At 64.4% G+C, this 14,877-nt stretch carries 10 protein-coding genes; 6 read left to right on the top strand and 4 right to left on the bottom strand.

The genetic code is table 11. From position 1 onward, the window contains the following. The first annotated feature begins 14 nt into the window (after positions 1-14). Both ACQ4W7_RS25930 and ACQ4W7_RS25925 read left to right on the top strand, forming a co-directional pair. Entirely contained in the window at positions 15-707 is a 693-nt protein-coding gene (locus ACQ4W7_RS25930; protein WP_436534335.1) for a tetratricopeptide repeat protein, read from the top strand. A gap of 296 nt (positions 708-1,003) precedes the next feature. Next, positions 1,004-2,440 carry a catalase gene (locus tag ACQ4W7_RS25925; protein ID WP_436534333.1) on the top strand — a complete coding sequence of 479 codons (1,437 nt, stop codon included), beginning with the start codon at positions 1,004-1,006 and terminating at the stop codon, positions 2,438-2,440. A 155-nt stretch (positions 2,441-2,595) separates the two neighbouring features. Here the strand turns inward: ACQ4W7_RS25925 and ACQ4W7_RS25920 are convergent, their stop codons facing one another. Continuing rightward, entirely contained in the window at positions 2,596-2,913 is a 318-nt protein-coding gene (locus ACQ4W7_RS25920; protein WP_426071121.1) for a hypothetical protein, read from the bottom strand. Between the two features lie 183 nt (positions 2,914-3,096). Further along, positions 3,097-4,278, bottom strand: coding sequence for a chymotrypsin family serine protease (locus ACQ4W7_RS25915; RefSeq protein ID WP_436534331.1), 1,182 nt, complete (start codon positions 4,276-4,278; stop codon positions 3,097-3,099). Between the two features lie 265 nt (positions 4,279-4,543). On the opposite strand from ACQ4W7_RS25915, the gene ACQ4W7_RS25910 reads away from it, so the two are divergent. The 3 genes from ACQ4W7_RS25910 to ACQ4W7_RS25900 are packed head-to-tail and all read left to right on the top strand — an operon-like array spanning position 4,544 to position 9,245. Next, entirely contained in the window at positions 4,544-6,550 is a 2,007-nt protein-coding gene (locus ACQ4W7_RS25910; RefSeq protein ID WP_426071123.1) for a serine protein kinase, read from the top strand. Between the two features lie 2 nt (positions 6,551-6,552). Beyond that, positions 6,553-7,737 (top strand): DUF444 family protein, encoded by a 1,185-nt coding sequence (locus ACQ4W7_RS25905; RefSeq protein ID WP_436534329.1) that lies wholly within the window; start codon positions 6,553-6,555, stop codon positions 7,735-7,737. After that, positions 7,734-9,245, top strand: coding sequence for a SpoVR family protein (locus ACQ4W7_RS25900; protein WP_436534327.1), 1,512 nt, complete (start codon positions 7,734-7,736; stop codon positions 9,243-9,245). Before ACQ4W7_RS25905 ends, ACQ4W7_RS25900 begins: the two co-directional genes overlap by 4 nt. Positions 9,246-9,370: 125 nt before the next feature. Here the strand turns inward: ACQ4W7_RS25900 and ACQ4W7_RS25895 are convergent, their stop codons facing one another. Beyond that, positions 9,371-10,558 (bottom strand): SDR family oxidoreductase, encoded by a 1,188-nt coding sequence (locus tag ACQ4W7_RS25895; RefSeq protein ID WP_436534325.1) that lies wholly within the window; start codon positions 10,556-10,558, stop codon positions 9,371-9,373. Next, positions 10,558-11,862 carry a nucleotide sugar dehydrogenase gene (locus tag ACQ4W7_RS25890; RefSeq protein ID WP_436534323.1) on the bottom strand — a complete coding sequence of 435 codons (1,305 nt, stop codon included), beginning with the start codon at positions 11,860-11,862 and terminating at the stop codon, positions 10,558-10,560. The genes ACQ4W7_RS25895 and ACQ4W7_RS25890 overlap by 1 nt, the downstream gene beginning before the upstream one ends. Before the next feature lie 218 nt (positions 11,863-12,080). Here ACQ4W7_RS25890 and prsT point away from each other — a divergent pair, with 218 nt between their 5' ends. Next, entirely contained in the window at positions 12,081-14,876 is a 2,796-nt protein-coding gene (prsT, locus tag ACQ4W7_RS25885) for an XrtA/PEP-CTERM system TPR-repeat protein PrsT (protein WP_436534321.1), read from the top strand. Position 14,877 lies beyond the last annotated feature (1 nt).

Raw genomic sequence — 14,877 nt, 5'->3', positions numbered from 1 at the left:
GCAAGGTGATCCCGATGAAACACGCACTCTCCCTGCCCGCCGTCGTGCTGGCCGCTGCCCTGGCCGCCTGCCAGTCGTCGCCACCGCCCACGGCAGCCGAAATCGAAGCCGTCGCCATGCAGGCGCGCCAGGCGGGCGACCACCAAGCCGAGCGCCGCGTGCGCAGCTGGGCAGGCAAGGACATGCCCGTCGCCGAGCGCGAACTGGCGTTGATTTACCAGCTTCGTCCGGAACGCCGCGCCGAGGCGCTGAGTCTATTCGAACAGGCGGCCCGCGCCGGTGACACGGAAGCGGCCTTCGAGCTGGGCCAGATGTTGCGCGCGGCCACGCCAGCCCAAGCCTGGCTGTGGTACAGGCAAGCGGCGCAGCAAGGCCATGCGAAGTCGGCCTTGATGCTGGGCCTGCTGGCAGCCAACGGCGAAGGCATGCCGCAAGATCCCGTGATAGCGGCCCGCTGGCTGGAAACATCGAGCGAACTGGGCAATCCACACGCCATGTTCCTGCTGTACAACGCCTACCGCGAAGGCCGCGGCGTGCCACGTGACCAGGTCAAGGCCCATGCATTGCTGGAAGAAGCGGCGCACCACGACTACCCGCCCGCCATCCAGGAGCTGGCCATGACGGTGCAAGCCGACGACGCCCTGCGCGCGGGCCACTTGATGAAGGAAGCGACGGAACACCGGCATAATAACTGGAACAAGTTTTAAAAACTGGGTTGTATAACCTGGACAAAAGGCCAGTGGCGCGATCGAAGCCAGCCTTTATATACATGCAACTTGCAAGCGTGTGAGGCCGGCAGTGACTCAGCAGTTATGATGCAAGCGCACCGCTTGAGCTTGCGCAGGCGGAGTGGCCTGCTGTCCAGCAGGAAAAGGTTTACACTGGTTTGCATTTTAGAAATTTTACTCTGGACCAGCCCCAGTGAGTATTCATTCAACCCAGCCAGTGTTTGAGTAGCGCCGGTGCGTCCATTGCTCTGCCTAGCCATGAAAGAAAGAGTCCAATGAAAAAGCTGACCACCGCCTTTGGCGCGCCTGTTGTCGACAACCAGAACATCCAGACGGCCGGCCCTCGCGGCCCTGCCCTGCTGCAAGATGTGTGGTTCCTGGAAAAACTGGCCCACTTCGACCGAGAAGTCATCCCCGAGCGCCGCATGCATGCCAAGGGTTCCGGTGCGCATGGCACGTTTACCGTCACGCACGACATCACGCGCTACACGCGGGCGAAGATTTTTGGCGCCGTGGGCAAGCAAACGCCCATGTTCGCGCGCTTTTCCACGGTGGCTGGCGAACGGGGCGCGGCGGATGCGGAACGCGATATCCGCGGCTTTGCCCTGAAGTTCTACACGGAAGAAGGCAATTGGGATTTGGTCGGCAACAATACGCCCGTCTTCTTCATGCGCGACCCGTTGAAATTCCCCGATTTAAATCACGCCATCAAGCGCGACCCGCGCACGGGCTTGCGCAGCGCCAACAGCAACTGGGATTTCTGGACCTCGCTGCCCGAAGCGCTGCACCAGGTGACGGTGGTGATGAGCGACCGCGGCTTGCCGCGCAGTTTCCGCCACATGCACGGTTTTGGCAGCCATACCTTCAGCTTCCTGAATGCGCAAAACGAGCGTTTCTGGGTCAAGTTCACCTTTAAAACCCAGCAAGGGATACAAAACCTGACGGATGCCGAAGCCGAGGCGCTGGTGGGCAAGGACCGCGAAAGTTCGCACCGCGACCTGTACGAAAGCATCGAAAACAAAGATTTCCCCCGCTGGACCCTGTACGTGCAGATCATGCCGGAAAAAGAGGCAGGCACGTATCACCTCAACCCCTTCGACCTGTCGAAAGTGTGGCCGCACGGCGACTATCCGCTGATCGAGGTGGGCGTGCTGGAACTGAACCGCAATGCCGACAACCACTTCGCGGAAGTGGAGCAAGCGGCCTTCAATCCGGCCAATGTGGTGCCCGGCATCAGCTTTTCACCGGACAAGATGCTGCAAGGCCGCTTATTCTCGTATGGCGACGCGCAGCGCTACCGCCTCGGTGTCAACCACAGCCATATCCCCGTCAACGCGCCGAAATGTCCGTTCCACAGCTACCACCGCGATGGCCAGATGCGCGTCGACGGCAACCAGGGCGGTACCCTGGGCTATGAACCGAACAGCGAGCAGGAATGGGCCGAGCAGCCCGATTTCCGCGAACCGCCGCTGAGCCTGGAAGGCGCAGCCGACCACTGGAACCATCGCGTTGACGAGGATTACTATTCGCAGCCGCGCGCCTTGTTCCGCCTGATGACCTCGGCACAGCAGCAAGTATTGTTCGACAACACGGCGCGCGCCATCTCGGGCGCCTCGGAGCAAGTCAAGCAACGCCACATTGGCAACTGCACCCTGTGCGAGCCCGCCTACGGCGCGGGCGTGGCCGAAGCGATTGCACGTCTGAGCAAGTAAGGCTGGAAGTTGGGGCGGAAGGAAGGCCGGAAGTTGGGCCGGAAGTTGGGCCGGCTGAAAAAAGCTGGCGGATAGACGACCGGAAGGCCTGGCAACAGGCTTGCCGCCGCAGCACTCTGCGGCAGGCAGGACTGGGCGCCAGGCCCGCTTGCCTATCAGCGCTGGATATCGATCTGGCCCGTGATGCTCGTTTCCACCGGATAGCCATCGACCTGCGACGGCACGCGCCGCTTGACGGACGCATCGCGCAGATACACGACGAGGGCTTCCCCGCCGATGGCAGTCTGCCCCAGGCTGACGCCTTCGACCCCATCGATCGCCATCAGGGCCCGCTCGTTGCGCCGCTTTGCCGCTTCCAGCCGGCCAGGCGGCGGTGCGGCATGAGCGTAGCCAACGGTCTCGTCTGGCAAATACGGCATGGCCGCATCCTCGAAGACGGCGTATGGCGCTGATACAAATTTACTATTTGACATGACACATCCTCCTGATGCTGCCCATGGCACGCGTGGAACAAGGAGACACGGCAGCGCCTCTTGCCCGCCAAGCCATGCATGGCAGCCACGCCTGACCCTATCATCATCGTGCAAAAGGCGGCGCAGTGCAAGGAAGCATCACGCCGCCGCGCCGTTTTCTGCGGCCGTTGGCTACGTCAGCACTCAGGTGTACAAATTGATGTCGAGCGCCACCACCACGCGCCGCATCTGGTTGGCAAAGGTGATATTGCCGCCGCCGGCAAACAGCAGACCGACGGGATTGCGCTGCTGGTTCCAGGTCCAGATGGATGAGCCGGAGTCGCCGCCCGCGCTGAATGCCCCGCTGACGCCCGTAATGGCGATCTGGTCCTGGAACAGCGCGATCCTGCCGCCGCCATAATTGACGTTGATGGTGGCGCCCAGCCCCGTGATGCGGCCCTGCGTCAATTGCGTCGTGCGTCCGGATTTGCCGACCATCATGCCCAGCGCGGGCGCCACCAGCGCATTGCTGATGCGGAAATAGGCCGGCACGCCGCCGCTCAGGTAGACGAGTTCGGGACGCACGCGGTCTGGCCAGGCCCAGCCAGTGGCGCAATCGACAAAATTGACGCCGCCGCTGAAATTGATGGGCACAAAACGCTCGAGCACGGCCACCTGGTCTTGCGGGCAGCGGCCACCGTCGATGGGGCCCGGCTGCACGATGCAGTCGTTGAACACGCCGCCGTTGGAATTGGCCAGCACGTGATTATTGCTAAGAATCATCAAGCGGCCGTTGCGCGGTGCGCTGCGTCCCACGGCCAGGCAGCCGATGGTGCCGGCCGTGATGCGGAAATGTCCGACCGAGACGCCGCCCGGCGCCGGACGCAGGCGGAAACGGTGCGGCTGCGCGTCGATCACGCCCGTAACGACGATGTTGACGGGCACCCTGTCGCTGGCCACGGCGCGCACGCCCATGGCCCCCACGATGGCGGCCTTGGCGCGGTCGACGGAAGTGGGTTCGGCCACATACAGGGTCAGCGCTGGCAAGCCCGGCTCGCCAGACGAGCTGTCGCTGGCGCCCTCGCCCAGGCCGATGGACACGCCCTGGATATTGCCGCCGTCGCTGAAGGCATCGGCGGCGCGCACGCCGCCCGCCTGGGAAATGGACTGGCGCATGCCGTCTTCGATGCTGCGCTTGATTTCCAGCAATTCCATGCTGACGCCGCTCAAGGCATCGGGCACGTCCGAGACGGATGCGCTCTCGATCGTAGTGTCGTCTTCGCCGGGGACGGAAAATTGGCCGATGGCCTCTTCATCATCCGCGCTTTGTCCCCTGCCGCTGCTGCCCGGTGGGGCGCTGAAACCGTTCTCGTTGCCTATCATCATGTTCTCCTCGTGGGTCGTTGCGAACCACCAGTGTGGACGGGCCGCGCCGGCCGGTATTGATCTGGATTGAACTGCGCAGGTGCGTGGCCGCCCTGCGCCAACGGGGGCAAAAATAGTTCCCTCGTCAAGGTTGAGCGAGATCAGGCGTGCGGGCAGAGGCGCCGCCGTATACTGGGCCAACAGGCTGGAACTAGGCCTGTTCCACGGCAGCAAGGTTAGCAACGCCAGCAACGGTATGGATGGGGAAACAATGACGAGCCCTGGTATGACACGCCAATCCGACGACGACGCGCCTGCGGCAGCGGCGTCAGCGGGCGACAACACGAGAGACGCCGGTAGCGCCGCGGGCCAGCATGCCGGTTTTATGCACGGCATGGCGGCCTGGGCGGAAAAACACCGCATCAGCCCCTGGCGCGGCAGTTTTGCCGACTTCATCGAACAAATCCTGCCCGGCCGCGCGGCCCTGCTGACGCGCAGCGCGCACCAGTACCTGTGGGACATGATGCGCGGGAACGGCCGGACCGATGACAGCGGACGCTTCCGCTGCCGCCTGTTCGACGACGAGCTGTTCGGCATCGACGAGGCGATCGACCGGGTCGCCGCCTACTTCAAGGCGGCCGCCGCTGGCTCCGAGGTGGGCCGGCGCATGTTGCTGTTGCTGGGCCCGCCATCGGGCGGCAAATCGACCCTGGTGATCCTGCTCAAGCGTGGGCTGGAGGAATACAGCCACAGCAGCGAAGGCGCGCTGTACGGCATCGCCGGCTGTCCCGTGCACGAATCGCCGCTGCACCTGGTGCCGCACAGCATGCGCGCCGACTTTCGCGCCAGCTATGATGCCGAGCTGCATGGCGAACTGTGCCCTCATTGCCGCGCCCGCCTGGAAGAACAGTACGCGGGCGACTTCCTGCGCATGCCCGTCGAGCGCATCCACCTGTCCGAGGCGGGCCGCTGCGGCATCGGCACGTATGCGCCGCACGACCCTACCACGGCCGACCTGGCCGATCTTGTGGGTTCCGTCGACCTGTCGAAAGTGGCGCAGTACGGTGATGAAGGCGATCCGCGCGCGTGGTCGTGGTCCGGCGCCGTGTATGCGGCCAGCCGCGGCATGCTGGAAATGATTGAGATCCTCAAGGTCAAGCGTGAATTCCTGTACCTGCTGCTGACGTTAACGCAGGAAAAAAATGTCAAGGTCTCACGTTTTCCCTTGATTTACCTCGATGAAACCATCCTCGCGCACACGAATCTGGCCGAATTTCGCAAATTCCTGCAAGAAAGCGAGAACGAGGCGCTGCTCGACCGCATGGTCATCGTACAAGTGCCGTATACGCTCAATTACCGCGAAGAAGCACGCATCTACCGCAAGCTGATCCTGGCTGCCGCGCCCGCCTTTCGCGACGTGCACCTCGATCCGCACGTGCTGCATGCGGCGGCCGTGTTCGCCATCCTCAGCCGCTTGCCCGAGGGCGAGGACAAGGAAGCCGAGCTGGTCAAGAAACTGCGCGTGGTTGCAGACGAAGACGTCGGCGACTTGCAGCATGCCGACATCCGCCGCTTGCGCGAGCGCGACAAGTCGCCCGACGAAGGCTTGTCGGGCGTGTCGCCCCGTTTCGTCATCAATGCCCTGTCGCACGCCATCATTTCCGCCCAACGCAACAGCCTCTCCACCATGGACGTGCTGCTGGCCCTGAAGGATGGCATCGAAAACGATGCGCGCATCGAACCGCGGCGCAAGCGTCAGTGGGTCGATTACCTGGTGCTCACGCGCAAGGACTTCTATAACCGCTGGGTCAAAGCCGACGTGCACAAGGCCCTGTTCGTGTCGTTCGAGCAAGAAGCACAGGACTTGCTAAGCAAATATCTCGATGAAGTCGAAGCCATGCTCGACAACCGCCAGATCCGCGATCCCATCACCAGCGAAGAACGCCGCCCCGACGAACGCTTCCTGCGCGCCGTGGAAGAAAAAATCCACATCAGCGACTCTGGCAAGCAGTCCTTCCGGCAAGAAGTGGTGCGCAAGGCCATGAGCGCGTTCAAGCGGGGCGAGGCCTTTGGCCTGGCCAGCCATGCGCAATTGCATGATGCCGTCCAGCAATATCTGTTCGAGCAGCGGCGCGACGTGCTGCGCCTGGTTGACTCGGCCAAGCGCCCCGACGACGACGTGCGGGCCAGGATTTCCGCCGTCGAGCAGCGCCTGGTCGACGAATATGGCTATGACGTCCATAGCGCGCGCGAAGCGCTCAATTACGTCACCACCTTGCTGGCGCAGGAATAGCCATGTCCGCCACAACCTCGCCAGCTTCCTCCGCGTCTGCCCTGGCCCAGCCCTGGTACGCGCTGTTCTCGCGCGGCGCGCGCGACTGGCTGCGCCACAACCAGATAGTGCGCGAAGCCGTGCAGGCGCACTTGCCCGAGCTGATCGCCATGCCTGACCTGATCGGCGGCCCCCAGCAGCGCACGGTGCGCGTACCCATGCACCTGCTCGAACATGCACGTTTTCGCCTGGCGCCCGCGCGCAACAGCGTGGGGGCAGGCCAGGGTGAAGGCCGGCCCGGCGATCTTCTGCGCGCGGCGCACCCCGCCGCCACGGGCGAGGCCGGGGCGCCAGGCGGCGATGGCGAGGGGGCGGTGCGCCTGCTGCTGGAGTTTCCCATCGACGACATACTCGACTGGCTATGGGAAGCCTTCGACTTGCCACACCTGAAGCCGCGTCACCTGGGCGTGATCGACGACGTGCGGCTGGTACGCAGCGGCCTGGATCGGCATGGCGCCCGTTCGCGCCTGGACCGACGCCGCACCGTCAAGGAAGCGATCAAGCGGCGCGCGGTGCAAACGCAGCCCGTGCCCTTCACCAATGATGACTTGCGTTACCGCCAGGTGCTGCCACAGCCCCGGCCCAGCACGAATGCCGTCGTTTTTTTCGTGCTGGACGTGTCGGCCAGCATGGCGCAAGCCGAGCGCAAGTTGGCCAAATCCTTCTTTTTCTTTGCCTTGCAGGGCTTGCGGCGCAGGTATGCGCGCGTGGAAACGCGCTTCATCGCCCATACGACGCGCGCCTGGGAATTTTCCGAAGCCGAATTTTTCCAGGTCAATGGCATAGGCGGCACCATGGCGTCCAGCGCCCTTCGCCTGAGCCGCGAGCTGCTGCAAGAGCACTATGCACCGGGGCGCTATAACGCCTACCTGTTCTATGCCTCGGATGGCGAAAATTTCAGCGAAGACCGGGGGGCGGCCAGCCTGGCTCTGGGCGACCTGGCCGCCTTGCTCAGCTATATGGGCTATGTGGAAACCTTGCCCGGCGTGCCGCGCAGCCTGGAAACGGAAATGCACAGCCTGTGCGCCGAGCACGAACGGCGGGGCTTGCCCTTGCACAGCAGCATCCTCAGCAGGACCGACGATGTGTGGGCGGCCATCCGCACCTTTTTCCAGCACGAGGCGGCCGACACGCAGGAGGCGCCATGATGCAACCAGATGCACCGTTGCACGGCAACGCGACAGACAAGGCAGACAAGGCAGAAACATTGGGCCTGGACGGCTACGCTGCGCGCATCGAAGCATTGGCACGGGAACTGGGCCTGGCATTTCCCCCTGTCGAGTTCGAACTGGTGCCGGACAGTTTCATGGCCGAGATCGCCATCTATGGCTTGCCCGTGCGCATGCGCCATTGGTCGTTCGGCGTGCGCTACATCCATCAGCTCGTGCATCAAAAGATGGGCAATTCGCACATTTTCGAAGTCATGTTTCCCGGCGACCCTTGCCATGCCTACATGGCAGAACACAATTCCGTGGCCGAAAACACACTCGTCACGGCGCATGTGCTGGGCCACGCCGACTTTGCCAGCCGCAATGCTCTGTTCCTGCGTTTCGGCGCCATGGCGGGCCAGCACATCCTGGAACAAAGCGCGGCGCGGGCGCGGCGTCTCGAAACGGCACTGCAACAGCACGGGCAGGAGCAGGTGGAAGCCGTGCTCGACGCCGCACTGGCGCTGGAACAGCATGTGGATGTCCACGCCGAGCTGCACCGCCCACCCTATGCCGCAGCATCTGGGCCAGCCGGCGTGGCGGGCAAGCAAGCCGCCGCAGACGATCCCTTTACACAACGCTATCGGCGCTTGCCCGGTGAGGCGGCCACGCTCGCGGCGCGCGAGGCGGCCAGAGAGCGCATGGCGCAGCACCCGCTCGTGCCGCCGCAAGCCGAGTATGACTTGCTGTGGTTCATCGCACAACACGGGCCGGAGCTGGCCGACTGGGAACGCGACATCTTTTTGGCCGTGCGCGAAGAGTCGTTTTACTTCTATCCCGTGTACGCCTGCCAGATCATGAATGAAGGCTGGGCCTCGTACTGGCATGCGCGGCTGCTGCGCGAAGCCGACTTCCTGCCCCCGGCACTGTATCTGTCCGCCATCAAGTCGCATTCGGACGTGGTGCGCCCTTACGCGGGCGAGCACCAGCAGGCGCTGGCCGTCAATCCCTATCACCTGGGCTTTTGCATGTGGGAACACATCATCGAGCGCGAAGGACTGGCGCGGGCGCGCCAGATTTGCCGCGACGACGACGATTACAGCTTCATTCGCAACTATCTGGACGGGGAACTGGCTGACCGCCTGGGCCTGTTCGTGCATGAAAGCCGCCGCGACGGCGAAACGCGCCTGGTCAGCCGCGACTTGCGGGCCATCCGCGAAGCCATCCTGGTGCCCAAATACAATTATGGCGCGCCGTGCATCGCCGTCACCCTGCTCAACGACGACGGCAGCCTGGTGCTGCAGCACGATCACCAGCGTGATGGACGCGGCCTCGACCTGGAGCGCGCGGAACAGGTGCTGGCGTATATCGGCCGCGTCTGGCGCCGCCCCGTCACCCTGCACACGGCCGATTTCCGGGGTACACCCCGTGTTCTCCACAGCAAGACCGACGGCGTGCCCGAGCCGCCCGAGCCGCCAACACCGCCAGCACCGTCCGTGCAGCGCTAGGCGACAGGCAATCGCGGCGGTGTGAAATAGTATCGGACATAGATTATGCGGGCCACAATGCGGGCCGCCTGCGGGCGTACGTCAGGTGCGGCCAGCTCGTAGCGGATGTGCGACCAGCTTTTACCTCATGCCCGGTCGGCCTGCGCCACATACCAAGCTATGGTCTGATGCAATCCTTGCGCCAAGTCGTGCGTGGGTACGTAACCCAGCAAGCGGGCCGCCTTGGCGATGTCCGCTTGCGAATGGCGCACGTCGCCGGCGCGAAATTCGCCGTAGTGCGGCGCCAGCGGCACGTGCTGCGGGCGGGTGACCAGCAAGATCTGCTGCATGGTGGCGTGCAGCTGCGTCAGGCTGGTGCGGGCGTTGACGGCCACGTTGTAGACCTGGTTCACGGCTGCAGGATCGACATGCGTGGCGGCCAGAATGTTGGCTTGCACGGCATTATGCACAAAGCAAAAGTCGCGGCTGGTGGCGCCGTCGCCATGGATGTACACGGCCTGCTTGTCCAGCATGGCGGCAATCCAGCGGGGAATGACGGCGGCGTAGGCGCCCAGCGGATCTTGCCGCGGACCGAAGACATTGAAGTAGCGCAGCCCCACCGTTTGCATGGCGTAGCAGCGCGCGTACACCTGCGCATACAACTCATTGACATATTTACTCAAGGCATACGGTGACAGGGGGGCGCCGATGTGCTGCTCCACCTTCGGCAAGGCCGGGTGGTCGCCATAGGTGGCGCTGGACGCGGCGTACACGAAACGTTGCACGCCCGCGTCGCGCGCGGCGGCCAGCATGTTCAGGAAACCGCTGACATTGACGGCATGGCATAGCAGCGGGTCTTCCAGCGAACGCGAGACGGAACCGAGCGCGGCCTGGTGCAGCACATAGTCGACCGGCTCGCCAGTCTCTACACGGCCGTTCCCGGCCAGACTGCCGCTGTCGCCAGCATCTGCCTCACCGTCGCCACTGCTGGCGGCCTGCGCCGGTGCGCCGCACGCGCGCGCGCACGCCTGCGGGTCGCGAATATCGCCTTCGACGAAGGTGAAGCGCCGCCACGCCGCTTCGCCCACGCTGGCGCGCACCTGTTGCAGATTGTGGCGGTGGCCCGTCAGAAAATTGTCCAGGCCGCGCACTTCTTGCCCCAGTTGCAGCAAGGTTTCCAGCAGGTGCGAGCCGATGAAGCCGGCCACGCCCGTCACTAGCCAGCGGCGCGGTTCCCTGGCCAGCTGCGCGCAGGCTTGCGCGTACGCGCCGGCAGCCGTGCCTGCCGCACCAGGCGCCGTGTCGGTTGCAGAATCGACAGCGTCGGCCGCCATCACAGCCGCCACACGTGCAGGCCGCCGTCTTGCAGCGGGCGGGGGTCGAAATGCGACTTGATGTCGATGAAGCAGCCGTTCTCCAGCACCTTGGCCTGGAAGTCGGCCAGCGGGCGGGCCAGCAGGGCCTGGTGTGAGACGGCGCTGATGATGGCCTCGGCCCGCGGCAGCTGGTCCCAGCTTTCCAGCGCCAAGCCGTATTCTTCCAGCGCTTCGCGGCCATCGGCGACGGGGTCGTGCACGTGCACCTGCACGCCGTACGATTGCAGTTCGTGGATCATGTCGACCACTTTTGAGTTGCGCAAGTCCGGGCAATTTTCCTTGAAGGTCAGGCCCAGCACATTCACGTGCGCGCCCTTCAGTTTAAAACCGGCGCGCACCATTTCCTTGATGGTTTTTTCCGCCACGAACTTGGCCATGCCGTCATTGATGCGGCGCCCGGCCAGAATCACATGCGGATGGTAACCCAGCATTTCCGCCTTGTGCGTCAAATAGTAGGGGTCGACGCCGATGCAATGGCCGCCCACCAGCCCTGGGCGAAATGGCAGAAAATTCCATTTCGTGCCTGCCGCCTGCAGCACTTCCAGGGTGTCGATGCCGATGCGGTCAAAGATAATGGCCAGCTCGTTCATCAGCGCGATGTTCAGGTCGCGCTGCGTGTTTTCGATGACCTTGGCCGCTTCGGCCACGCGGATGCTCGATGCCCGGTGCACGCCCGCCTCGACCACGCCTTCGTACAGGGCAGCCACCTTGTCCAGAGTGACGGCGTCGTCGCCCGAGACCACCTTGCGGATGCTGTGCAGGGTGTGCGCCTTGTCGCCGGGGTTGATGCGCTCCGGCGAAAAGCCCACATGAAAGTCTTCCTTCCAGCGCAGGCCCGAATGCTGCTCCAGGATGGGGATGCAGATTTCCTCGGTGGCGCCCGGATACACGGTCGACTCGTAGATGACGATGGCGCCGCGCCGCATGTGGCGTCCGACGGCCGCGCTGGCGCCGGCAAGGGCGGAAAAATCGGGATTATGCGCACTGTCGACAGGCGTGGGCACGGCCACGACGATGAAATCGGCCAATTGCAGCTCGGCCGGATCGCAGCCCACGCTCAGCCACTGCGCCGCGCGCAGCTGTTCCGTGCTCACTTCGCCGGTGGGGTCAACATGGCTGCGGTAACTTTCCACCTTGCGTGCGGACAAGTCAAAGCCGATGGTGCGCTGGCGCATGCCAAACGCGACGGCGAGCTGCAAGCCGACATAACCGAGCCCCACCACCGCCACCACGTCCCCCTTGCCATTCACGCTGCTATCCATATGCATTGCTCCAAATGGTTGCGGCCTGAGCATCGCCGTCCGGGAAATTCTACGGTTGCCGGCCCGGCCATTCTTGAGCGGGAACAAGGAACCAGGAGCAGCGGCAAGCCCGCGCGCGGACAATCGGCGGCTTGTTGAGCACAATCAAGGAGACCGGCGGCCATCTTTTTAAGCTAGGCCATGCCCATCCCTCATGCACGCCGCTACCGGAGATTTCCATGCCCCGCTCCTTGCCCCGCTCCCTGCCCCTTCCCTTTGCCTGCCTGCCGGCCGCCGCGCTGTGCTGCACCTTGCTGCTGCCCTTGCTGACGGGGTGCCACGGCACGCAGAGCAGCGAGTCCCTGCTGGCCGACGCGCAGCAGTACCGCCAGAAAGGCGAGGCGCGCGCCGCCATCATCCAGTTGAAGAACCTGCTGCAAAAGGAGCCGGACAACGCGACGGCACGCTTGCTGCTGGGCAGCATCTATATCGACACGGGCGAAGCGCTGTCTGCCGAGAAAGAATTGCGCAAGGCAAAGTCGCTAGGGCTGGCATCGCAGCGAGTGATGCCATTGCTGGGCAAGGCCTGGCTGATGCTGGGCCAGTTCGACAAGGTCCTGGCCGAGATCGCCGACGATGCGGCGCAGCCGCCAGCCGTGCTGGCCCTGCGCGGCGATGCGCTGCTGGCCCTGGGCCGCCAGGACGAAGCGCGCGCCGTGTTTGCGCGCCTGCAAGAAGTCCATCCGGGCCAGGTCGAGGCCCTGCTGGGTCTGGCGCGGCTGGCGGCACTGGAACAACAGGTGATGGCGGCCGAGCTGCTGCTGGCGCAAGCCTTGAAAAACGAACCCGCCAACCTCGACGCCTTGCGCCTGCAGGGCGACCTGCTGCGCCTGCAAGGCAAGAACGACGCGGCGCGGCGCGCCTACATGCAAATCCTCAAGCTCAAGCCAGACAATACCCAGGCGCATATCGACCTGGCCAACCTCGATATCGTGGAAAACCGCTACCTGGAAGCGACGGCCCAGCTGGCCACGGCGCGCAAGACGGCGCCCAACAGCCTGGGCCTGTTGCAGACCCAGGCGCTGCTCGATTTCCGCCAGGGCAAGAACAAGGCGGCCCTGCAATCGTTGCAACTGGTGCTCAAGGTGGCGCCCGAGCACATGCCGTCCATCCTGCTGGCCGGCGCCGTGCAACTGAAGTTGGGTTCGCCTCAACTGGCGGAAAGCTATCTGCAACGCTTCCTGGCCGTCCATCCCAAACATGTGTACGCGCTCAAGATGATGGCGTCGATCGAACTGATGCGCGGCAAGACGGACGCCGCCCTCGACCTGCTGCTGCCCGTGCTGTCCGCCTTGCCCGACGACGTGGAACTGCTGTCTATGGCCGGCGAAGCCCACTTGCGTGCGCGCCAGTACGACAAGGCGACAGCGTATTTCGAGAAGGCCAATACTCTGGCGCCGGACACGGCCAGGCTGCATGCGGCGCTGGGCATCACCCGCCTGGGCATGGGCGAGTACAGCCGTGCCATCGACGAACTGGAACGCGCCAGCATGCTCGACAAGAGCACGCCTCAGGTGGGCACCATGCTGGTGATGACCTTGCTGCGCAATAAACAGAACGACAAGGCCCTGGCCACCGTCAAGATGCTGGAACAGCAGCAGAAAGGCACGAATCCCCTGCTGCTGAACCTGAAAGGCGGCGTCTACATGGCCTTGCGCAACGTGCCCGCTGCGCGCGCCAGTTTCGAGCAGGCCCTGGGGATGGACCCTGTCTATTTACCCGCACTGAACAACCTGGCGCAGATCGACCTGGCCGAGAAAAAGCCAGAACAAGCGAAACAGCGCTTCGAGCGGGCGCTGGCGAAAGCGCCGAAAAATACCGACCTGTGCGCGGCGCTGGCCAAGCTGGCCGCCTCGCAAGGCAAAACGGACGAGGCGCGGCGCTGGCTGGAGCGGGCCCACCGCGACAACCCCGACGCCGTCGCGCCGGCCCTGCTGCTGAGTAACTTTTACCTGCAGACGGGCGCGCCCGAGAAGGCGCTGGAACTGGCGCGCACGCTGCAGTCGGGCCACCCGGACGACGCCGATGCGCTGGCCATGCGCGCGCAGGTCGAATACAGCGCCGGCCAGGCGCAGGCGGCGCTCGGCAGCTACAGCAAGCTGGCCAGCCTACAGACGACGTCGGCGCCGCTGCAGATGCGCATCGCCAGCCTGCACCTGACACTGGGCGACGGCCACCATGCGCTGCAAGCCGTCAAGCGAGCGCAGGCGCTCGATCCGACGCTGCTCGAAGCGCGCGTGGTCGAAGTGACCCTGCTGCTGTCGCTGAACCGCCAGCGCGATGCGCTGGCCGTGGCGCGCCAGGTGCAGCAGCAGCAGCCGAAGCTGGCGGCCGGCTACAAACTCGAAGGCGACGTGCTGATGGCGCAGAAACTGCCGCAGGAAGCCGTCAAGCTCTACCAACACGCCCTCCAGATCAGCAAGATCGGCCCCATGCAGGTGCAGCTGTACCGCGCTTTGCTGGCCTCGGGCCAGGTGCGCGAGGCGGATGCGCGCATGGCGGCCTGGCTGAAGGACAAGCCCGATGACTTGGGCGTGCGCACCTACCTGGCCGGCGCCAAACTGGCGGCAAAGCAATACCGCGCAGCCATCGAACAGCTGCAGTACATCGTTGCCAAGGACACGGCCAATCTGGCGGCGCTGAACGACCTGGCTTGGGCGTATCAGCAGGAAAAAGATCCGCGCGCGCAGGCGACGGCCGAGCAGGCGCTGAAGCTGGTGCCGGACAACCCCATCGTGCTCGACACCCTGGGCTGGATCGTGCTGGAACAGGGCGACGTCAAGCGCGCGACCACCCTGCTGCGCAAGGCAGCCGGCCTGGCGCCGAAGTCTCCCGACATCCAGTACCACCTGGGCGCGGCGCTGGCGAAATCGGGCGACAAACCGGGGGCGCGCCAGCAACTGGAACAGCTGTTGGCCGCCAACAAGGATTTCCCGCAGCGGGCCGAAGCGCAGGCTTTGTTGACCCAGCTCTAGG

The sequence above is a fragment of the Janthinobacterium algoris genome (assembly GCF_051380935.1).
Lineage (GTDB): Bacteria > Pseudomonadota > Gammaproteobacteria > Burkholderiales > Burkholderiaceae_D > Janthinobacterium.
This window is presented reverse-complemented; position numbering and strand designations above follow the sequence as displayed.